Genomic DNA, 18,307 nt, shown 5'->3' on the forward strand with positions numbered 1-18,307 from the left:
CCATCAGTTCAGGCGCTGCCGATGGCGCGCGGCCAGCACCACGTCGCCGTGCAGCAGCAGCACCGCCACGCGGATGAACTCCTCGATCTCCGACAGGGCTTCGTCGTCGTCATCGCCGCCGGCCTCGAAATCCTCACTGGACGCACGCGCCAGGCTGGCCATGTCGGTCAGCGCTTCTTCGCCCTCTTCGGACAGGGACGGGCGGCGGCCGCCGCTGCCCAGGCCGAAGCCGCCCAGGAACGAGCGGGTCCAGCTGAACATGGCATCGGCCTGCGCGGACACGTCGTCGCTGTCGGCGAGCAGCAGTTCGAAGGCGAAGTCGCGGTCTTCCAGCTGCTTGATGGTGGCCTGCAGCAGCTGCCCCAGCACGCTGTCGGCGGCCACCGGCGGCAGGGTGTCGTCGGCCAGCACGCGCGCCGGCCAATCGTTGCCGGGGGCGCCGCCGGCGGCCAGCCAGCCGCACAGCGCGCCGTGCAGCTCGGCAGCGGTAGCGCCCAGGCCCAGCGCCTGGCTGGCGCGGGTAACGTCGTCGACGGAGGGAAGTTCGGTCATCGTGCGGCTCGTTCGGAATAAGGAAACCCGGGGTGCGCACGCGCGCGCCCGTGAGACCCCGTAGTGTAGCAACCCTGCGGCATCCTCTCGTGGCCGTCCGGCCTTGCTGCGACAGCGCTTGACCGCCCTCACCCGGCTTGCCTATCGTGCCCGCATGGAACCCGCCGATCCCCTTGCCCAGCTGCAGGACTTTGCCGCCCGCGTGGACGCGTTGCTTGAACGCAACCAGCGCCTGGCCGAGGAGAACCGCAGCCTGCGCCACCAGCAGGAACAGCTGGTGGCCGAGCGCTCGACGCTGCTGGCCAAGAACGAGCAGGCGCGCTCGCGGGTTGAAGCGATGATCAGCCGGCTCAAATCCCTGGAGCAGCACACATGAGCGCCGAACCGGTCAGTGTCCGCATCCTCGATCGTGAATACACCGTGGGCGTCGGCGCCGACGAACGCGACAGCCTGATGGCGGCTGCGCGCCTGCTCGATGCGCGCATGCGCGAGATCCGCGGCAGCAACCGCATGGCCGCCGTCGACCGCGTCGCCGTGCTGGCCGCGCTGAACCTGGCCCACGAACTGCAGCTGCTGCGCGACGAGAACGCCCGCCAGGCCGTGGCGCTGCAGCAGACGCTGGCCGACCTGAACCGGCGCCTGGACCGCGCGATCGACGGCGGCGCCTGAAGACCGTGCACAACGCGTCTTCTCATATCTGAATTGGCACGGACTGTTGCCGACGAACGGCCTATCCAGATCCTGCGTGCTGGCTATAATGACCACGCGTTCTCTGCGGTACTCGACGGCATGTGCAAACATTCGCCTTGTCCCTTAAGAACGACACCGGGAGCGCGACAGCGCCGGGAGTGCAGGTCCGCCTTGTAGCGGGAAGCCCGATGGTTCTCCAGCGTTCCCACTTGAGCCCCCGGGTTCAAGGTCGTTTCGCATGCATCGACATTGCGGAGAATGCAATATTCCAGCAAGGGCGGCGTCTTCGGGCGTCGCCCTTGTTCTTTCCGGCACAATGGCGGCTGATCCTTGCCGCTCGCTGCCATGACCGACCCGCGCCAGGCCCTGCGCCACGACCTGCGGCAACGCCGCCGTGACCTTAACGCTGGTGAGCGCATCGCCGCCGCCGAATCGCTTGCCGATGCCCTGCTCGCCCTGCCGTTCGCCCCGCGCGAAGGCGCGGTGGCCGGCTACTGGGCGCTGGATGGCGAAATCGCCCTGCACCGCTGGCAGCTGCAACTGCCCGAAGGACTCACCTACTGCCTGCCGGTACTGGCCGGCGATGTGTTGCGCTTCGCACCATGGCGGCCCGGGCAGCCGCTGACCAGCAACCGCTATGGCATCCCCGAGCCGGACGTGGCCGTGGAAGACACCCTGGAACCGGAACGGATGGCGCTGGTCGTGACCCCATTGGTGGGGTTCGACGCACAGTGCCGCCGGCTGGGCATGGGGGGCGGCTGGTATGATCGCAGCTTCGCCTTCCGCCACGACCGGCCGGCGCCGCCCTGGCTGGTCGGTGCTGCGTTCGCGGTGCAGCAGGTCGAGTCCTTGCCGGTGGCGTCGTGGGACGTGCCGGTGGATGCGATCTGCACCGAAGACGGCACCCTGTTCCCCTCCGCTGCCCCCGTGAACGCATGACCGCCCGCAAGCGCTACTGGCTGATGAAGTCCGAACCGGACGCCTTCTCCATCGATGATCTGGCCAAGGTCAAGGTCGAACCCTGGAACGGGGTGCGCAACTACCAGGCGCGCAATTTCATGCGCGATGGCATGCAGGTGGGCGATGGCATCCTGTTCTACCACTCCAACACCAAGGTGCCCGGCATTGTCGGCCTGGCCACCGTCGCCAGCCCAGCCTACCCGGACGACACCCAGTTCGACCCGAAATCCGACTACCACGACCCCAAGAGCACGCGCGAGAACCCGCGCTGGATGCTGGTGGACGTGGCCTTCGACCGCAAGCTCAAGCAGGTGATCGCGCTGGACGAGATCAAGTTGCACGCTGACGAGCTGGGCGAGGGCTTCCCGCTGGTTGCCAGGGGCAATCGCCTGTCGGTGTTCCCGGTGACCGCCGCGCAGTGGAAGCTGCTGCTGTCGCTGGAAAAGAAATCCTGATTCCCTGCCTGAGAGTTCTTCCCATGTCCGAAGCCAAGCGCCTGGCCGCCGAGAAAGCCATCGAGTACGTCGAAGACGGCATGATCGTCGGTGTCGGCACCGGTTCCACCGTGGCCTATTTCATCGATGCCCTGGCCCGCATCCAGCACCGCATCAAGGGCGCCGTGTCCAGCTCCGAGCAGAGCACCGCACGCCTGAAGCAGCACGGCATCGAGGTGGTCGAGCTGAACCACAGCGGCAACCTGTCGCTGTACGTCGATGGCGCCGACGAGTGCGACCCGAACAAGTGCCTGATCAAGGGCGGCGGCGCCGCACTGACCCGCGAGAAGATCATCGCCGAGGCCAGCGAGCGCTTCATCTGCATCGTCGACCCGAGCAAGCAGGTGCCGGTGCTGGGCAAGTTCCCGCTGCCGGTGGAAGTGATCCCGATGGCGCGCAGCCTGGTCGCCCGCCAGATCCGCGACATGACCGGCGGCCAGCCGACCTGGCGCGAGGGCGTGGTCACCGACAACGGCAACCAGATCCTGGACATCCACAACCTGCAGATCACCGATCCGGAAAAGCTGGAGCGCGAGCTCAACCAGCTGCCGGGCGTGGTCTGCGTCGGCCTGTTCGCGCGCCGTCGCGCCGATGTGGTGATCGTCGGCGGCGAGCCGCCGGTCGTGCTCTGACCCTTCCGAAGGAGCCTGACGATGTCGCTGTTGCGTTCGCTGCTGATGTTTCCGCTGCTGGCCCTGGCCGGCTGCGCCACCGACGCGGCCCGCCATTGGGTCGAGCTGGACGGCGCCCGCTACCAGGTCGAGCTGGCCACCAACGATGAAACCCGCGCGCGCGGGCTGATGTTCCGCGACCAGATGGCGGCCGACCACGGCATGCTGTTCATCCACGACCGCGAAGAAATGCAGGCGTACTGGATGAAGAACACCAGGATCGCGCTGGACATCCTGTACTTCGACAGCCAGCGCAGGCTGGTCAGCCAGCAGCGCGACGTACCGCCGTGCTCGGCCGGCGACATGTGTCCGCCCTACCCCAGCGGTGGCCCGGCGCGTTATGTACTGGAACTCAACGCCGGCCAGGCCGAGAAGCTGCAGCTCAAGGACGGCACGGAGCTGAAATTCGGCCCAGGCATCGAGTAACAGGGTTCTGCCCGCGGTAGTGCCGGCCGCTGGCCGGCAACCCTGCAGGGGTCAGATCCCATTCGCTCGCGAAAGGCATCTGACCCCTGAATTTTTCACGCGATACCGCTTGAAACCGCCTGCGAATGACGCCAGTCTGTGGCCATGCAGGACCGGATCACACTCCCCGACTGGGATGCCCTGGCCGACCTCGAAGACGAGGCGCTGCCACTGTTGCCGACCGCGCTGCTGATCGCGCGCGATGAATACCCCGATCTGCAGCCGTCCACCTACGACGCGCTGATCCAGAGCCATGTCGAGCACCTCCGCTCGGAAGTGGAGAGCATCGACAACAGCCCGCTGAAGATGGCGGCGATCAACCGCCACCTGTTCGACGAGCTGGGCTACAGCGGCGACCACGACGAGTACTACGACCCGCGCAACAGCTACCTCAACCAGGTATTCGAGCGCCGCCTGGGCAATCCGATCTCGCTGGCGCTGGTGCAGATGGAAGTCGCGCGCCGGCTGGGTATTCCGCTCGATGGCGTGTCCTTCCCCGGCCACTTCCTGGTGCGCCTGCCGGTGGACGACGGCGTGCTGGTGATGGACCCGTTCAACGGTGGCCGACCGCTGGACGTGGACGAACTGCGCGAGCGGGCCAAGTCACATCTGGGCGGGCAGATGCCCGACGACCAGGTGCTGGCGCAGATCCTCGACCCGGCGCCCGCGCGCGCGATCCTGATGCGCATGCTGCGCAACCTGCACGGCGTGTATGCCGAAGCCGGCGAGTGGGACCGCGCCGCGCGCAGTGCCGACCGCCTGCTGAAGCTGGCCCCGGAGCAGGACGATGCGCTGCGCGACCGCGGCCTGGCCTATCTGCAGCTGGAGTACCTGGCCGGTGCCCGCCACGATCTGGGCCAGTACCTGAAGCGCAATCCGGAAGCCAGCGATGCGCAGTGGCTGCGCGAGAAGCTGATCGACCTCGGCGGGCCGATGCCGCGGCTGCATTGAGGGAGTCGGTGTGTGGACCAACGGTCCACACCCACCGGATGGGCCGGATGGCCCTCCAGTCAATCGACCTCGACCATCTCGAAATCGGCCTTGGTCACCCCGCAATCCGGGCAGGTCCAGGTCTCGGGAATGTCCTCCCAGCGCGTCCCTGGCGCGATGCCTTCCTCCGGCAAGCCTTCCGCTTCGCTGTACAGGAAGCCGCAGACCACGCACATCCAGGTGCGCAAGGTGGTGGGGGTGGCATCGCTCATCGGATAATCAGGACTGGATTCACGGGCCGCCATTGTCCCATCGCGGTCCACTCACCGGTAGCCATCGATGACTTCTGCTTCCCCGGCGCCCCGCGGCGTCTACCTGATCACCCCGGACGAGCCCGATACCGCACGCCTGCTGGCCCGTACCGCACCCTTGCTGGCCGCCGGCGCCACCTGGCTGCAGTACCGCAACAAGACCGCAAGCGACGCGCTGCGGCGGGAGCAGGCCACCGCGCTGCAGGCATTGTGTGCGGACCACGGCGTGCCGCTGATCGTCAACGATGACCCGGCGCTGGCCAAGGCCGTGGGCGCGGCGGGCGTGCACCTGGGCGGCACCGACGGCGACATCCCCAGCGCGCGCGCCCTGCTCGGCCCCGAGGCCATCATCGGCGCCTCCTGCTATGACCAGCTGGCCAATGCCGAGAGGGCCGTGGCCGCCGGCGCCAGCTACGTGGCCTTCGGCGCGTTTTTCCCGACCACCACCAAGATCACCACCAGCCGCGCCCATGCCGACCTGCTGCGGCAAAGCGCCGCACTGGGCGTGCCACGGGTGGCGATCGGCGGGCTGACGCCGGACAATGTCGGTCCCATCATCGACGCCGGTGCCGATCTGGTCGCCGTGGTCAGCAGCGTGTTCGCCGCCGAAGACCCGGTCGCGACCCAGCGCGCCTTCCTCGCCCAGTTCGCGTAACGCCCAGGATATTCCCCCATGAACCACGACCAGTCCCACGCCCTGTTCTCCCGCGCCCAGCAGCTGTTGCCGGGCGGCGTCAATTCGCCGGTGCGCGCGTTCAAGTCGGTCGGCGGCGAACCGTTCTTCGTCGAGCGCGCCGACGGCGCCTATCTGTACGACGTCGACGGCAACCGCTACATCGACTACGTCGGCTCCTGGGGCCCGATGATCGTCGGCCACAACCACCCGGCGGTACGCCAGGCGGTGAAGAAGGCGATCGACAACGGCCTGTCATTCGGCGCGCCATGCGCGGCCGAGGTGACCATGGCCGAGACCATCACCCGCCTGGTGCCGTCGTGCGAGATGGTGCGCATGGTCAACTCCGGCACCGAGGCCACCCTGTCGGCGATCCGCCTGGCGCGTGGCGCCACCGGCCGCAACCGCATCGTCAAGTTCGAAGGCTGCTACCACGGCCACGGCGACTCGTTCCTGGTCAAGGCCGGCAGCGGCATGCTGACCCTGGGCGTGCCGACCTCGCCGGGCGTCCCGGCCGGGCTGAGCGAACTGACCCTGACCCTGCCCTACAACGACTTCGAAGCGGCCACTGCGCTGTTCGAGCAGCAGGGCGATGACATCGCCGGCCTGATCATCGAACCGGTGGTCGGCAACGCCAACTGCATCCCGCCGCGCGAGGGCTACCTGCAGCACCTGCGCGAACTGTGCACGAAACACGGCGCGCTGCTGATCTTCGACGAAGTGATGACCGGCTTCCGCGTCGCCCTCGGCGGTGCGCAGGCGCACTACGGCATCACCCCGGACCTGACCACGTTCGGCAAGATCATCGGCGGCGGCATGCCGGTGGGTGCGTACGGCGGTCGCCGCGAGCTGATGCAGCAGATCGCCCCGGCCGGCCCGATCTACCAGGCTGGCACGCTGAGCGGCAACCCGGTGGCGATGGCCGCTGGCCTGGCGATGCTGGAGCTGATCCAGCAGCCGGGTTTCCACGACGACCTGGCCGAACGCACCGCACGCCTGTGCGCCGGCCTGGAAGCGGCCGCCGCCGAAGCCGGCGTGGCGGTGACCACCACCCGCGTGGGCGCGATGTTCGGGCTGTTCTTCACCAGTGAGAAGGTGGAGACCTATGCGCAGGCCACCGCCTGTGACATCCCAGCGTTCAACCGCTTCTTCCACGCGATGCTGGAGCAGGGCGTGTTCCTGGCGCCGTCGGCGTACGAGGCCGGCTTCCTGTCCAGCGCCCACGATGACGCGGTGATCGAGGCCACCCTCGCCGCTGCACGCGTGGCATTCAAGGCCGCCAAGGGCTGATCGCAAAGAAAGGGGACGGAGGGGATTAAGTCGTTTGTGCATAAACGACTTAATCCCCTCCGTCCCCTTTTTTCAACCGAAGACGAACTTGCCCTTCATCATCGCGAAGTGGCCGGGGAACGAGCAGAAGAAAGTGTAGTCGCCGCCCTTCTGCAGGCCCTGGGTGGAAAAGCGCACGCGCGTGGTCTCGCCACCACCAATTACTTTGGTGTGCGCCAGCACGCGCTTGTCGGCCTTCGGCAGGTAGCTGTCGGCCAGGGTCATGCGCATGCCTGCCAGTGCCACCGGCTGGTAGTCGGCCGTGCGGGTCAGCACCCAGTTATGGCCCATCGCGGTAGCGGCCAGCTTGCCGGTATGGCGCAGGGTCAGATCCACGGCGGTGCAATCAGCGGCGACCTTGATCTCGCGACTGCTGAAGCTCATCTGGTCGGTGCTGTCGATGCTCACCGCACACACCCGCGCCATCGCCGACGGCGCCAGCATCAGCGCGCCCAGTCCCACTGCCACCCACCAAGCCTTCATCGTTGCCTCTCCTGCGGTTCAAGCACCATTCTAGGCAGGCCCCTGCGGCCGCGTCTGCGACCGTCTGTCGCATGCCCACTCCAGGGTTTCCCGCGCACTCACTGCAATGGCATGCTCGACCGATGCGGATCGACCTGTTGCTGCTGGATGTGGACGGCGTGCTGGTGCAGTACCAGCGCGCGCAGCGCGTGCTGCACCTGGCGCAGGCACTGGATGTTACCCCTGCCGCAGTGCAGGCGGCGCTGTTCGACAGCGGACTGGAAGCGGCGCATGACAACGGCACGCTGCAGGGTCCGCCCTATCTGGCGCAGCTGGGGGCGTGCCTGGGCAGGACCGTCGATGTACCCAGCTGGATCGCCGCACGCCAGGCGGCCAGCCATCCGCAGCACGCGGTGCTGCAGCGGCTGCAGGTTCTGCAGCTGCCACTGGCGGTACTGACCAACAACGGCGCGCTGATGGCACAGGCGCTGCCCACCCTGCTGCCGGAACTGTTCCCTGCGCTGCAGGGACGCGTGTTCTGCAGCGCCGATTTCGGCCTGCGCAAACCTGAGCCCGCAGTATTCCTGCGCACACTCGACGTACTGGGCGTGGCGCCTTCGCACACGCTGTTCGTCGATGACCTGTTCGCCAATGTGCGCGGCGCACGCGCCGCCGGCCTGCACGCGGAAACCGTGCGCGATGGCCGTGGATTGGGCAAGGTGTTGAAGCGCTATAGGATCGCGTGACGCGCTGTAGAGCCGAGCCCATGCTCGGCTCCTGTTGCCTGACATCGCGATGAGCCGAGCGTAGGCTCGGCTCTACAGATGCCTCTGCCGGCTTCAGCGCGCGGCAATGAACGCAGCAATCGCTGCGCGCAGGCGCTTGAGGCCTTCGGCCACTTCTTCGTCGGTGATGTTCAGCGACGGCACGAAGCGCAGCACGTCCGGGCCGGCCTGCAGGGTCAGCAGGCCGTGCTCGGCGGCATGGTCGAGGATCGCCCCGGCCTGGCCGGCGAAGTCCTTGCCCAGCACCGCGCCCAGCATCAGGCCGCGGCCACGCACGTCGCTGAACACACCAAACTCGTCGTTGATGCGGGCGAAGCCATCGCGCAGCGCCTTCGACTGGCGGCTGACATTGGCGGCGATCTCCGCCGAGGCCAGCTTGCGCAGTGCCACGCGGGCCACCGCGGCGGCCAGGGGGTTGCCGCCGAAGGTGGTGCCGTGCGCGCCGAACTGCATGGTCTCAGCCACCTTCGGGCCGGCCAGCATCGCGCCGATCGGGAAGCCGCCACCGAGTGCCTTGGCCAGGGTGACCATGTCCGGCACCACATCATCCTGCCAGTGCGCGAACAGCGTGCCGGTGCGGCCCATGCCGGCCTGGATCTCGTCCAGCACCAGCAGTGCGTTGTGCTGGTCGCACAGCTCGCGCACGCGCTTGAGGAAGCCGGACTTGGCCGGCATCACGCCGCCCTCGCCCTGGATGGGCTCCAGCATCACCGCCGCCACGTCGCCGGCGGCCATCGCGGTTTCCAGCTGCACCTCATCGTTGAAATCGATGTAGCGGAAGCCACCGGGCAGCGGCTCGTAGCCTTCCTGGTACTTCGGCTGGGCAGTAGCGGTCACCGCGCCCATCGTGCGGCCGTGGAAGCTGCCACGGAAAGTGATGATCACCCGCTTGTCGGCGGGACGGCCCTGGCTGGAGGCCCACTTGCGGACCATCTTGATCGCCACTTCGTTGGCTTCGGCGCCGGAATTGCACAGGAACACGCGCTCGGCGAAGCGGCTGGCCTTCACCAGCTCCTCGGCCAGGTGCAGCGGCGGTGCACTGTAGAACACATTGCTGGTGTGCCAGAGCTTGCCGGCCTGCTCGACCAGCGCGGCCACCAGGTCCGGATCGTTGTGGCCCAGGCCGCACACGGCGATACCCGCAGCCAGGTCGATGAACTCACGGCCCTGGCTGTCCCACACGCGGGCGCCCTGGCCTCGTTCCAGTACCACCTGGCGGGGCTTGTAGACCGGCAGGTAATAGTGCGAAAGGGAGATCAGCGGATCGGTAGCGGCGGTCATGGCAGTCGGCAGGGTTCAGGAATCCCCATTCTCGCGCCGGAACCCCTGCGGCACAATGCGCCCATGCGACCGTTTTCCGCCCCCCAGCTGAACCCCGCCACCGAGACCGGCTGGCGCCGTCGGTGGTTCGACATCATCTACCGCCATGACTCGCGGCCCTCGCGCAACTTCGACCTGATCCTGGTGGTGGCGATCGTCGCCAGCATCCTGGTGGTGATGATCGACAGCGTGCAGCACCTGCATGCCGAGTGGTCCACCGGCCTGTACATCCTGGAATGGGGCTTCACCATCATCTTCACCGCCGAGTACCTGCTGCGCCTGGCGGTGGTCAAGCGCCCGCTGCGTTACGCGGTGAGCATCTGGGGCATCATCGACCTGCTGTCGATCCTGCCCGCCTACCTGTCGATGTTCATCCCGGGCGCGCAGAGCCTGCTGGTGGTGCGTGCGCTGCGCATCCTGCGGGTATTCCGCATCCTCAAGCTGACCCGCTACATCGAGGAAAGCGGCGTCCTGATGACGTCGCTGTGGCGCAGCCGGCGCAAGGTGCTGGTGTTCCTGTTCACGGTGATCACCATCACCATCATCGCCGGTGCGCTGATGTACGTGATCGAGGGCCCCGAACACGGCTTCACCAACATCCCGGCCAGCATGTACTGGGCGGTGGTGACCATGGCCACGGTCGGCTTCGGCGATATCGTGCCCCAGACCGTGCTCGGCCGCTTCGTCACCTCGGTGCTGATCCTGATCGGCTACAGCATCATCGCCGTGCCCACCGGCATCTACACCGCCGAACTGGCCAGCACCATGCGCGAAGCCGAGCTGGCGGCGCGCCGGGATGCCCGCGGCTGCCCGCACTGCGGGCTGGAAGGCCACGAGCCGGATGCACGGCATTGCCGCAGATGTGGCGGTGAACTGCCGGATGCATTCAGCCATTGAGGCAGATGCCGGCCAGCGGCCGGCACTACCGGACCAACAGGGTGCGCGCCGGGCATGGCCCGGTGCCACCGTGGACAGGGCCACGCCCTGTGTGGATCGCCCTCAGCGCATGCGGTTGCTGGTGGTCACCAGGTCGTTGTAGGCATCCAGAATCGTCGACTGTGCGCCTTCAGGGTCGGTGGTGAGCCAGCTGCCCGACGCCTTGCGCTCGGCGGCCAACGCATCGGCGGTGATCGGCTTGCCCTGCTCCAGACGCTCGACTCCGCGACCGGCGCTACGCACCAGCTTGTCGGCCGAACGCTGCACATGGCCCCACATCGGGTCGTCCTTGCCGACACCACTGTTCTGGATTTCCGTCACCAGCGCCTGATAGTCGGCCAGCTGGCCGCGCAACGCCGCAACGTCCGGTGCGTCGCTCTGGAACGCCATCGCCAGCTGCTTGCCATCGCCGACAAGGCGCAGGTGGTAATAGGCCAGCGAGCGGCCTTCGCTTTCCTCGATCTGCTTCAGCTGGGCGGCGCGGCGATCGTTCTCGTTCTTTTCCAGCGCCGCATCCATTGCTTCGCTGGCCTTGAAGAAATCAGCATAGGCCTGCATCAGCGGGGCATGCTGGCTGCGCATCCCTTCGCCACCATCGCGACGATAGTCCTCGCGGGTGAAGTACCCATCGGCACGCTCGATCAGGGTGTTCAGTGCCTGGAATGCCTGCTGGTACTGTCGCGCGGGTGCATCCAGCGGCGTGGCAGGGGTCTTTGCCAGCGCATCGGTCACCGGCTGGCCGCAGTACTCGACGCGGTGCGACAACACCTTGCCAGGTGAGCGCGGCTGCGCTTCCTTGCCGGTTGGACCGGCTTCGGAATCCTTCATCCAACCGGTGTAGGTCTGGAAACCCTCGTGGATGGGCTGTTCGACGCCGTTGTAGCACTCGATATAGGCGTTCACCTTTTCCAGCCCGGGATCGGCGACAGCCAGCCCGGCCGGGTTGTTGCAGCCGGCCAGCGCGCAGAGCAGGAGAACAGGAATCAGGCGTGTGGATGCGTTCAAATCAGTTCCTTGCACCAGTGAAAACTGCAGGCATCGTCATGCATGGCGCGAGCGCGCGCTCCAGCACCTCGGGAAGGTGCTGGCATTCGGGGCTGCGGGGCGTGTCATGTCGCGATCAACCTGCTCAATTGCGACAAAAATAACGCGTTGAGCTTCCCGCCTACTGGCGGTTGCTCTGGAAAACGAGCGAGTTGTATTCCTGCATCAGCTTGCTGGCAGAGCCACGCGGTGCCATCGAGGGCGAATCCAGCATGCGCCGTTCGAAATCGCTGTAGGGCGTCTTGCTGCTGACCCGCTGCAGCCGCTCCTTGCCTTCCCGACGGAAGTTCTCGGCTTCGCGCTCGAAGCTGTTCCAGTCCAGCTTGCCCGGCTCCTGATCGGCCACCTTGGCATGCGCCTCGTCGGAAATACGGTTGAAGGCGTCGAGTCGTTCACGGGCTTGGGCCGGATCAAAGTCGTCCTCGCTCATCAGCTCCACGATCGCCTTGGCTTCCAGCATCATCGCCAGACGGTAATACTCGCGCGTTCGCCCCTCGGCCTGTTCCAATACCTTGAGCTGCTCGCGCTGGGCAGCGTCATTCTGGCGCTCCAGCTCGGCGTTGAACGTTTCGCTGGCAGCCACGAAGTCCTTGAATGCGGCCATCAAGGGCGCGTGCAGCTGCTTGCCCTTGGCAAACTGGTCGTCTTCGTAGTCCTGGCGATCATAGTAGTCGTGCGCCTCCTTGCTGACCGGCACCAGCGCCTTCAGCGCCTGCTGATAATGGCTGGCAGCAGCATCGAGTTCGGCCAGTGCCGGCTTGGCAGCCGTCGCCTCGGTCACCGGGCCATCGCACTGCTTCATGTCGTAATCGCTGATCTCGAACGGACCGTACACCTGTGTCTCGCGCCCGCTCGGGCCGGTCTCGACGTCCTTGATCCAGCGCGTATAGGACTGGAGGCTGTCGTGCGTCTTCGAATCAAGCGCGTTGAAGCAGCCGATGTAGGCGTTGAGCTTCGCAGTCAACTGCTGCTGTGCATCGGACGGTACCGTGTTGGCCTCCGGTTTGCCCGAGGCGCCGGCGTCGCCAGCGGCTGCAGGAGCCTTGCCACCGCAGGCGGCCAGGACAAGCGACAGCGAAGCGGCCAGCGCCGCGATGGAAAGCGTACGTGTCATGTGTTCACATCCCTGTTGAAAACGATTACAGCCCTGCATTCTAGCGCAGCAGGCCGAGGGCCGCAGCCCTCGGCCCTTGCGCAATGTAGCACTCAGTCCAGGAACAGATCCGGCAACAACGACCGCGACGGGTCCACGGCATAGCCGGACAGATCGCTGACGCCGGCCTGTGCCAGCACTTCATCGTCGATCAGGAACTGGCCGTGGAAACCCGCCGCCTCGCGCACCAGCACCGCATGCGCGGCGTCGGCCATGATCTGCGGCGTACGGCAGCCCGCGGCATCCACGCCCGGAATCATGTTGATTGCATCGGTGGCGATCACCGTGCGCGGCCACAGCGCGTTCACCGCCACACCCTGCGGGCCGAATTCCGCGGCCAGGCCGAGCGTGACGAAGCTCATGCCCATCTTCGCCAGCGTGTAGCCGGTATGCGCGCCCCACCACTTCGGTTCCAGGCTGGGCGGCGGCGCCAGGGTCAGGATGTGCGGATTCGGCGCCTGCAGCAGGTACGGCAGGCAGGCCTGCGCGCACAGGAAACTGCCGCGCGAATTGACCTGCTGCATCAGGTCGAAGCGTTTCATCGGCGTATCCAGCGTGCCACGCAGCCAGATCGCGCTGGCATTGTTGACCAGGATGTCGATGCCACCAAAGGCGTCGACCGTGGCGGCAACCGCGGCCTGCACCTGCTCTTCCTCGCGGATGTCGCACTTCAGCGCCAGCCCTTGGCCGCCGGCCGCGGTAACGGCTTCGGCTGCGGTATGGATGGTGCCCGGCAGCTTTGGGTTCGGCACCGCCGACTTGGCCGCAATCGCCACGTTGGCGCCGTCACGCGCAGCGCGCAGTGCGATGGCCAAGCCGATGCCACGCGAGGCACCCGTGATGAAAAGCGTTTTGCCCTGCAGACTGCCCACGTTCCACACTCCAGCGTATGCAATGAGCCGCTAGTATGCCGCGCCGACGTGGAGTTCACCCGGCCTTGACGATACTGGCGCCTCCAGCCAACGCACGAGGTCCACGCCATGCGCCGTTCCCGCCTGTTGCTGCCTGCCCTGGGGCTTGCCCTGCTGACCGCCTGCCAAGGCCGTTCGCCGGAACCCGGCAAGGAACCGTCGGCCGGTGACACGCCCAGCGCAGAAAAAGCCGCCGCGGACGGCAAGCTGCGCTGGAGCGAGGCAGTGGTGTGGGATGGCGACCTCAACGCCTGCCGCCAGGGCGAGAATGCGGCCACGCGTGAGTGCCTGCGCGATGCGATGCGCGCCGGCGGCGCCAGCGCCGATGCGATCACCGCCGCCGAACAGCTGTCCACCGGCGGCGAGCTGGCCTACGTGACGGCCTGGCACGAGAATGAAGGTCTGGGCATTGCCACGGTCGAGTATCCGTTCCGCGCCAACACCAACGAGGGCACCCGCCTGGTCGACGCCACCGGCAAGCGCATCGATGTGGATGCCGTGCAGCTGGACGACACCCTGCGTGCCGACCCCGCCGTGCAGGCCCTGCTGAAGGACCACCCGCAGGCCACGCCGTTCGCACCGGCGCAGTCGGCCGGGGCCACGCCGCTCGAGAACGGCGGCATCCGCCTGCTGTACCGCACGCCGCTGCGCGACTGCCACGCCTGCCCGGACGTGGGACAGTTGCAGATCGCCTATGACTTCGACGCCAAGCGCAACTTCATTGGCCAGCAGGTGGTGCCGGCGACGCCGTAAGGCGTTATGCGTCGCGATGCTCTGGTAGCGCCGGGCCATGCCCGGCGAGGCCGACTGCGGTATACGCGTGCCGGCATTGGCGGGACTCGCGGAGAGTCATTCGCTGGAACCGCTTGGCAGAACGTGCTGATATAAATTCATTGGCAACCAGGCTTGCCAATTATGTCGGCGCTTTTTTTCCATTCTCGTCAAATCCGTAGCGCCGATAAAACTCTCGGTCCTCCCATTGCTCAACATATGCCAAGGGCAACCGAACTGCTATGTCTCCGACGGCGAGGCTAGTGTCTCCATGGAATACCAGATCAAGTCGCCTCCTCGCAAGCTCGATTAGCTCTGGCCAGCGCAACTCATGCGCCACCAACTCGATAAGCTCCACCGGGACTTCACCCTGCCCCAACCCGCCAAGTGCCCGTCTAGAAAATGTCTCACCCACTCTATCCAGAAAGCACGGCTTCAGACCTTTGACCTCCCTCAATAGATCGACAACGCCGAAAAACGCTGACTCTGCATCACGCAGCCCAAATCCCGCCAACAGAATGCGGGAAGAGTTGCCAATCAATATATCAAGCAATTCAACTGCCGCTGAATTCTCCATTAGAAAACCTTCTCGGAATATTTACCCACAGCATCAAAACCAGAACGCCCGAACGCAGCCTCTGCCGCCTGTCTTGCAGAGGCTCCGGTTGGCCTATAGTGACCGGACGCATTGTCAATCGATCGTACCGCACCATTTACAAAACGAACTTCACCAGCCGCCATCACGTCTGCACCTAGGGACAGAATGGCATCGTCATCCAGCGACTGCAGGGTGAAGATGCCCAGCCGCTGCCCGGGTTGAGGATCCGCAACACCCTGCACCGCACGCAACGAGCCCAGGTCCTTCATGCCGAGCAGGCGCATGCCGTGGTTGCGCAGCGCCATCAATCCGTCGAACCAGCCGGGAATGGTCGCGGCCATATCGCGATAGGCCTGCAAGGCCGAACGCCCATCACGATGGGTCGTTGCCTGGCAGGCATGCACGAAGTCGGCGCTGACCAGCTGTGGGCGCAGGACACTGCCCACGCTCGGCGGGCCGGTCACTACCTGCAGTGGACTCACGGCTTGGGCCCCTGCCCCTCGTTGTCTTCCCAATGCAGGATGCGGCGGGTGACGAAGCGGTAGACCGGCTTGCCGGTGGCGAACCACAGTTCGCGCACCCACGAGGTGCGCTTGAGCACCCGCTTCTCCACCGGGGTGAGCGACTCGCGGCAATACATGCGCTTGTGCTTGAGCAGGTGGCGCAGGTCCTCGCGGGCCAGCAGGCGCATCCAGCGCGAGCGCGGGTTGCCGATCACTGCCAGCTGGAAGTCGATCAATGCCGGGCGGCCGTCCTCGGTCACCAGCCAGTTGGCTTCCTTGGCCAGATCGTTGTGGGCCACGCCGCGCCGATGCAGCTGCTGCAGCAGGCGACGCGCGGCGCGGAACCAGGCCAGGTCGCCACGCGGTGGGCGCTGGTACATGGCGTCGCCGGCCATGAAACTGCGGTCGAGATGATGCCCATTCCACGCCAGCAGCTGCGGCACATCGGCCATGCCGTGGATATGGCGCAGCGCGCGCGCTTCGCGGCGGGCCAGCCACCAGGCCGGCAGCCGCAACCACAGCGGCGTGGCGCCCAGGTCACGGCGTACGAAGGGGCCGGCCGGCCCTTCCACACGGAGGATGCGACCGAAGCTGTCGGCCTTCAAAGCATGCGGTGGCGTGTCTGGCGTATGCGGCATGGGCCCATTCTAGGCGATGGCGCCGGTTGCAAACGGTCACCAAGCGGCTGGGAACCAGTCACCTTCACGCCCCTATAATCGGGCAATGGACTCTTCATGGATCGACGCCACGCTCGCGTGGATTGCCGCTCACCCCGTGCTGGCGGGTGCCGTTATCTTCCTCATCGCCTTCTGCGATGCGGTGATCATTCTCGGTGCCATCGTGCCGGCCCTGCCGCTGCTGTTCGCGGTGGGCGTGTTCATCGGCCTGGGCCAGATCTCCGGGCCGTACGCGGTGGCCGCAGCCGCACTGGGCGCGTTCGCCGGTGATGGCATCAGTTACTGGATCGGGCGCCGCTGGGGTGACCGCCTGCGTGGCGTGTGGCCCTTCAGCCGTTACCCGCAGCTGCTCGACCGCGGCGAAAACCTGTTCCGCCGCAATGCCTTCAAGAGCATCCTGGTGGCACGCTACGTCGGCGCGATCCGGCCGTTCGTGCCCGCCATCGCGGGCATGATGAAGATGCCAGCCAGCCGCTATGTGCAGGCCAGTGGCATCGCCAGCATTTCATGGGCGGTGCTGTTCCTGGCCCCGGGCTGGATTCTTGGCGAGGCCTATGACGCGGTGGCCGCGGTAGCCGGTCGGCTGGTGGTGGTGGTCGGCCTGCTGGCGGTGATCCTCGGCCTGGTCTGGGCCATTGTGCTGTACGGCTACCGCTGGTCGGCCGCGCGCATGGACAACTGGCTGGCACGCCTGCTTGACTGGTCCAACCGCCATCCGACGCTGGGCCGCTACACCGTCGGTGTGCTGGACCCGAAGCGGCGCGAGTCGGTGCCGCTGGCGATGCTGGCGCTGATGCTGCTGGTGCTGGGCTGGGGCTGGTTCGCGCTGCTGACCGTGGTGGTCGCGCATGGCGAGCCGCTGGCGATCGACCTGCTGGTGCACCAAGCCATGCTGGCGCTGCGCAACCCGCTGGCCGATTACCCGATGGCCGCGCTGGCCTCACTGGGCGCCTGGCAGGTACTGCTGCCGGCCACTGCGGCGGCGATGGGCTACCTGGTCTGGCGCCGGCGCTGGATGGCGGCCGCGCACTGGCTGGCCGCGCTGGCCTTCGGCCTGGCGCTGACCATGCTGCTCGGCGCTACCGTCGATGTTGTGCGCCCGGTCGACGCCAGCAGCGGCTTCGGCTTCCCGTCGGTGTCGGTGACGATGGCCACCATCACCTTCGGCTTCTTCGCAGTGCTGATCGCCCGCGAGATGCCCGGCCGCACCCGCGTCTGGCCGTACCTGGTGTCGGGCATCGTGGTCAGCCTGATCGGCTTCTCGCGCCTGTACCTGGGCGCGCATTGGCTGAGCGATGTGATCGGCGGCATGCTGTTCGGCACGTTCTGGCTGCTGGTGCTGGGCATCGCCTACCGCCGCCGCTTCAACCGCTCGTTCTGGGTGAAGCCGGTGGCATGGCTGTTCTACGGCGTCTTCGCCGTCGCCGCGATGTGGTACGCACCGCGCAATATCCCGGTGAAGCTGGAACGCTTCGAGCCGACCTTGCCGGCCCCGCAGGCAATGGACACGCAGGCCTGGTGGCAGCACGACTGGGCGACACTGCCGGCGCGCCGCAACGAGTTCGATGACGACCAGCGCTGGCCGCTGGACGTGCAGGTGGCCGGGCCGCTGGCACCGCTGCAGGCGCAACTGGAAGCGCGCGGCTGGAAGCGGCAGGAGCAGGCCGGCTGGCAGCAGGCGCTGCTGATGCTGGACAAGAACACCGGCGCCGATGAACTGCCGGTGCTGCCGGCGACGCTGGACACCCGCGTGGAAGCGCTGTTGATGGTACGCCCGGGTACACACCGTGATGAGCGCTACGTACTGCGCCTGTGGCCGGCCCCTGCGCAGTTGCAGCCGGGCAATACGCCGCTGTGGCTGGGCAGTGCGCAGACCCTGCGCTACGAACGCCATTTCGAGTGGATCGGCATGTGGCACCCGCTGCGTGGCGTCGACCCGGCATTGAATGCCGTGAAGGACGCCGTGCAGGACCTGCCGCAGCGCGAGGACGTGCACAGCGAAACCGGGTTGCCGGTGCTGCGGTTGAAGACCACACCGTGATGGAGCCGCCGGGCATGGCCCGGCGCTACCG

The 18,307-nt window shown here is 66.7% G+C and carries 23 protein-coding genes and 1 other RNA gene; 14 read left to right on the forward strand and 10 right to left on the reverse strand.

What is annotated here, in order from left to right; all coding sequences use genetic code 11:
* Positions 1 to 3: 3 nt before the first annotated feature.
* On the reverse strand, positions 4 to 552 hold the full coding sequence (locus AC2A1N_RS15150) for a UPF0149 family protein (RefSeq protein ID WP_154351369.1): 549 nt from the start codon (positions 550 to 552) through the stop codon (positions 4 to 6).
* Positions 553 to 706: 154 nt separating this feature from the next.
* Between AC2A1N_RS15150 and AC2A1N_RS15155 the strand changes: the two genes are divergently transcribed.
* The 8 genes from AC2A1N_RS15155 (at position 707) to AC2A1N_RS15190 (ending at position 4,783) form a co-directional block, all read left to right on the forward strand.
* Positions 707 to 928 (forward strand): TIGR02449 family protein, encoded by a 222-nt coding sequence (locus AC2A1N_RS15155; RefSeq protein WP_005418996.1) that lies wholly within the window; start codon positions 707 to 709, stop codon positions 926 to 928.
* Positions 925 to 1,221: a cell division protein ZapA gene (locus AC2A1N_RS15160; protein WP_180877994.1), complete on the forward strand. Its 297-nt coding sequence runs from the start codon at positions 925 to 927 to the stop codon at positions 1,219 to 1,221. The genes AC2A1N_RS15155 and AC2A1N_RS15160 overlap by 4 nt, the downstream gene beginning before the upstream one ends.
* A 97-nt stretch (positions 1,222 to 1,318) precedes the next feature.
* Positions 1,319 to 1,504, forward strand: a non-coding RNA gene (ssrS, locus tag AC2A1N_RS15165) — 6S RNA.
* Positions 1,505 to 1,587: 83 nt separating this feature from the next.
* Entirely contained in the window at positions 1,588 to 2,181 is a 594-nt protein-coding gene (locus tag AC2A1N_RS15170) for a 5-formyltetrahydrofolate cyclo-ligase (protein WP_032954483.1), read from the forward strand.
* Positions 2,178 to 2,657 (forward strand): EVE domain-containing protein, encoded by a 480-nt coding sequence (locus tag AC2A1N_RS15175; RefSeq protein ID WP_061480756.1) that lies wholly within the window; start codon positions 2,178 to 2,180, stop codon positions 2,655 to 2,657. Before AC2A1N_RS15170 ends, AC2A1N_RS15175 begins: the two co-directional genes overlap by 4 nt.
* A gap of 23 nt (positions 2,658 to 2,680) precedes the next feature.
* Entirely contained in the window at positions 2,681 to 3,328 is a 648-nt protein-coding gene (gene rpiA / locus AC2A1N_RS15180) for a ribose-5-phosphate isomerase RpiA (protein ID WP_484372763.1), read from the forward strand.
* Positions 3,329 to 3,349: 21 nt separating this feature from the next.
* Entirely contained in the window at positions 3,350 to 3,793 is a 444-nt protein-coding gene (locus AC2A1N_RS15185; RefSeq protein ID WP_061480755.1) for a DUF192 domain-containing protein, read from the forward strand.
* 144 nt (positions 3,794 to 3,937) lie between these two features.
* Entirely contained in the window at positions 3,938 to 4,783 is an 846-nt protein-coding gene (locus AC2A1N_RS15190; protein ID WP_005419007.1) for a SirB1 family protein, read from the forward strand.
* A 59-nt stretch (positions 4,784 to 4,842) separates the two neighbouring features.
* Here the strand turns inward: AC2A1N_RS15190 and AC2A1N_RS15195 are convergent, their stop codons facing one another.
* Positions 4,843 to 5,067 (reverse strand): rubredoxin, encoded by a 225-nt coding sequence (locus AC2A1N_RS15195; RefSeq protein ID WP_014038358.1) that lies wholly within the window; start codon positions 5,065 to 5,067, stop codon positions 4,843 to 4,845.
* A 34-nt stretch (positions 5,068 to 5,101) separates the two neighbouring features.
* Here AC2A1N_RS15195 and thiE point away from each other — a divergent pair, with 34 nt between their 5' ends.
* Together thiE and hemL are read left to right on the forward strand one after the other, a co-directional pair.
* Positions 5,102 to 5,728, forward strand: a complete 627-nt coding sequence (thiE, locus tag AC2A1N_RS15200; protein ID WP_099495439.1) for a thiamine phosphate synthase — start codon at positions 5,102 to 5,104, stop codon at positions 5,726 to 5,728.
* Positions 5,729 to 5,746: 18 nt separating this feature from the next.
* Positions 5,747 to 7,036 (forward strand): glutamate-1-semialdehyde 2,1-aminomutase, encoded by a 1,290-nt coding sequence (gene hemL / locus AC2A1N_RS15205; RefSeq protein ID WP_061480491.1) that lies wholly within the window; start codon positions 5,747 to 5,749, stop codon positions 7,034 to 7,036.
* A 72-nt stretch (positions 7,037 to 7,108) separates the two neighbouring features.
* On the opposite strand, the gene azu is transcribed toward hemL, so the two are convergent.
* Positions 7,109 to 7,558, reverse strand: coding sequence for an azurin (gene azu, locus AC2A1N_RS15210; protein WP_049413722.1), 450 nt, complete (start codon positions 7,556 to 7,558; stop codon positions 7,109 to 7,111).
* A 122-nt stretch (positions 7,559 to 7,680) separates the two neighbouring features.
* Here azu and AC2A1N_RS15215 point away from each other — a divergent pair, with 122 nt between their 5' ends.
* Positions 7,681 to 8,283, forward strand: coding sequence for an HAD-IA family hydrolase (locus AC2A1N_RS15215; RefSeq protein ID WP_484372766.1), 603 nt, complete (start codon positions 7,681 to 7,683; stop codon positions 8,281 to 8,283).
* Positions 8,284 to 8,376: 93 nt separating this feature from the next.
* Here AC2A1N_RS15215 and AC2A1N_RS15220 read toward each other — a convergent pair whose 3' ends face one another.
* A complete protein-coding gene (locus tag AC2A1N_RS15220; protein WP_053497478.1) occupies positions 8,377 to 9,603 on the reverse strand; it encodes an acetylornithine transaminase in 1,227 nt (408 codons plus the stop codon).
* 63 nt (positions 9,604 to 9,666) lie between these two features.
* Between AC2A1N_RS15220 and AC2A1N_RS15225 the strand changes: the two genes are divergently transcribed.
* The gene (locus tag AC2A1N_RS15225) at positions 9,667 to 10,539 is read left to right on the forward strand and encodes an ion transporter (RefSeq protein WP_049439908.1); all 873 of its coding nucleotides are present in this window, start codon (positions 9,667 to 9,669) and stop codon (positions 10,537 to 10,539) included.
* A 102-nt stretch (positions 10,540 to 10,641) separates the two neighbouring features.
* Here AC2A1N_RS15225 and AC2A1N_RS15230 read toward each other — a convergent pair whose 3' ends face one another.
* The 3 genes from AC2A1N_RS15230 to AC2A1N_RS15240 form a co-directional block, all read right to left on the reverse strand.
* Positions 10,642 to 11,583 (reverse strand): YiiG family protein, encoded by a 942-nt coding sequence (locus AC2A1N_RS15230; RefSeq protein WP_242893400.1) that lies wholly within the window; start codon positions 11,581 to 11,583, stop codon positions 10,642 to 10,644.
* A 160-nt stretch (positions 11,584 to 11,743) separates the two neighbouring features.
* A complete protein-coding gene (locus tag AC2A1N_RS15235) occupies positions 11,744 to 12,736 on the reverse strand; it encodes a YiiG family protein (protein ID WP_484372769.1) in 993 nt (330 codons plus the stop codon).
* A 92-nt stretch (positions 12,737 to 12,828) separates the two neighbouring features.
* On the reverse strand, positions 12,829 to 13,647 hold the full coding sequence (locus AC2A1N_RS15240; RefSeq protein WP_049439911.1) for an SDR family oxidoreductase: 819 nt from the start codon (positions 13,645 to 13,647) through the stop codon (positions 12,829 to 12,831).
* Positions 13,648 to 13,755: 108 nt separating this feature from the next.
* On the opposite strand from AC2A1N_RS15240, the gene AC2A1N_RS15245 reads away from it, so the two are divergent.
* Entirely contained in the window at positions 13,756 to 14,439 is a 684-nt protein-coding gene (locus AC2A1N_RS15245; protein WP_180870912.1) for a hypothetical protein, read from the forward strand.
* A 160-nt stretch (positions 14,440 to 14,599) separates the two neighbouring features.
* On the opposite strand, the gene AC2A1N_RS15250 is transcribed toward AC2A1N_RS15245, so the two are convergent.
* From AC2A1N_RS15250 to AC2A1N_RS15260, 3 genes are read right to left on the reverse strand one after another with little or no spacing between them, the layout of a single operon-like run.
* Positions 14,600 to 15,034 carry a hypothetical protein gene (locus AC2A1N_RS15250; protein ID WP_484372772.1) on the reverse strand — a complete coding sequence of 145 codons (435 nt, stop codon included), beginning with the start codon at positions 15,032 to 15,034 and terminating at the stop codon, positions 14,600 to 14,602.
* On the reverse strand, positions 15,034 to 15,537 hold the full coding sequence (locus AC2A1N_RS15255) for a DUF2867 domain-containing protein (RefSeq protein WP_484372774.1): 504 nt from the start codon (positions 15,535 to 15,537) through the stop codon (positions 15,034 to 15,036). The genes AC2A1N_RS15250 and AC2A1N_RS15255 overlap by 1 nt, the downstream gene beginning before the upstream one ends.
* Positions 15,534 to 16,196 carry a serine/threonine-protein kinase gene (locus AC2A1N_RS15260; RefSeq protein ID WP_049413709.1) on the reverse strand — a complete coding sequence of 221 codons (663 nt, stop codon included), beginning with the start codon at positions 16,194 to 16,196 and terminating at the stop codon, positions 15,534 to 15,536. Before AC2A1N_RS15260 ends, AC2A1N_RS15255 begins: the two co-directional genes overlap by 4 nt.
* A gap of 85 nt (positions 16,197 to 16,281) precedes the next feature.
* Between AC2A1N_RS15260 and AC2A1N_RS15265 the strand changes: the two genes are divergently transcribed.
* Entirely contained in the window at positions 16,282 to 18,276 is a 1,995-nt protein-coding gene (locus AC2A1N_RS15265) for a bifunctional DedA family/phosphatase PAP2 family protein (RefSeq protein WP_484372776.1), read from the forward strand.
* Positions 18,277 to 18,307 lie beyond the last annotated feature (31 nt).

The sequence above is a fragment of the Stenotrophomonas maltophilia group sp. SKK55 genome, from assembly GCF_057179845.1.

What these genes read in the sequence shown, in the direction of transcription:
- AC2A1N_RS15150 (WP_154351369.1), bottom strand. Translation starts at nt 552, where the DNA reads ATGACCGAACTTCCCTCCGTCGACGACGTTACCCGCGCCAGCCAGGCG.
- AC2A1N_RS15155 (WP_005418996.1), top strand. Translation starts at nt 707, where the DNA reads ATGGAACCCGCCGATCCCCTTGCCCAGCTGCAGGACTTTGCCGCCCGC.
- AC2A1N_RS15160 (WP_180877994.1), top strand. Translation starts at nt 925, where the DNA reads ATGAGCGCCGAACCGGTCAGTGTCCGCATCCTCGATCGTGAATACACC.
- AC2A1N_RS15170 (WP_032954483.1), top strand. Translation starts at nt 1,588, where the DNA reads ATGACCGACCCGCGCCAGGCCCTGCGCCACGACCTGCGGCAACGCCGC.
- AC2A1N_RS15175 (WP_061480756.1), top strand. Translation starts at nt 2,178, where the DNA reads ATGACCGCCCGCAAGCGCTACTGGCTGATGAAGTCCGAACCGGACGCC.
- rpiA (WP_484372763.1), top strand. Translation starts at nt 2,681, where the DNA reads ATGTCCGAAGCCAAGCGCCTGGCCGCCGAGAAAGCCATCGAGTACGTC.
- AC2A1N_RS15185 (WP_061480755.1), top strand. Translation starts at nt 3,350, where the DNA reads ATGTCGCTGTTGCGTTCGCTGCTGATGTTTCCGCTGCTGGCCCTGGCC.
- AC2A1N_RS15190 (WP_005419007.1), top strand. Translation starts at nt 3,938, where the DNA reads ATGCAGGACCGGATCACACTCCCCGACTGGGATGCCCTGGCCGACCTC.
- AC2A1N_RS15195 (WP_014038358.1), bottom strand. Translation starts at nt 5,067, where the DNA reads ATGGCGGCCCGTGAATCCAGTCCTGATTATCCGATGAGCGATGCCACC.
- thiE (WP_099495439.1), top strand. Translation starts at nt 5,102, where the DNA reads ATGACTTCTGCTTCCCCGGCGCCCCGCGGCGTCTACCTGATCACCCCG.
- hemL (WP_061480491.1), top strand. Translation starts at nt 5,747, where the DNA reads ATGAACCACGACCAGTCCCACGCCCTGTTCTCCCGCGCCCAGCAGCTG.
- azu (WP_049413722.1), bottom strand. Translation starts at nt 7,558, where the DNA reads ATGAAGGCTTGGTGGGTGGCAGTGGGACTGGGCGCGCTGATGCTGGCG.
- AC2A1N_RS15215 (WP_484372766.1), top strand. Translation starts at nt 7,681, where the DNA reads ATGCGGATCGACCTGTTGCTGCTGGATGTGGACGGCGTGCTGGTGCAG.
- AC2A1N_RS15220 (WP_053497478.1), bottom strand. Translation starts at nt 9,603, where the DNA reads ATGACCGCCGCTACCGATCCGCTGATCTCCCTTTCGCACTATTACCTG.
- AC2A1N_RS15225 (WP_049439908.1), top strand. Translation starts at nt 9,667, where the DNA reads ATGCGACCGTTTTCCGCCCCCCAGCTGAACCCCGCCACCGAGACCGGC.
- AC2A1N_RS15235 (WP_484372769.1), bottom strand. Translation starts at nt 12,736, where the DNA reads ATGACACGTACGCTTTCCATCGCGGCGCTGGCCGCTTCGCTGTCGCTT.
- AC2A1N_RS15245 (WP_180870912.1), top strand. Translation starts at nt 13,756, where the DNA reads ATGCGCCGTTCCCGCCTGTTGCTGCCTGCCCTGGGGCTTGCCCTGCTG.
- AC2A1N_RS15250 (WP_484372772.1), bottom strand. Translation starts at nt 15,034, where the DNA reads ATGGAGAATTCAGCGGCAGTTGAATTGCTTGATATATTGATTGGCAAC.
- AC2A1N_RS15260 (WP_049413709.1), bottom strand. Translation starts at nt 16,196, where the DNA reads ATGCCGCATACGCCAGACACGCCACCGCATGCTTTGAAGGCCGACAGC.
- AC2A1N_RS15265 (WP_484372776.1), top strand. Translation starts at nt 16,282, where the DNA reads ATGGACTCTTCATGGATCGACGCCACGCTCGCGTGGATTGCCGCTCAC.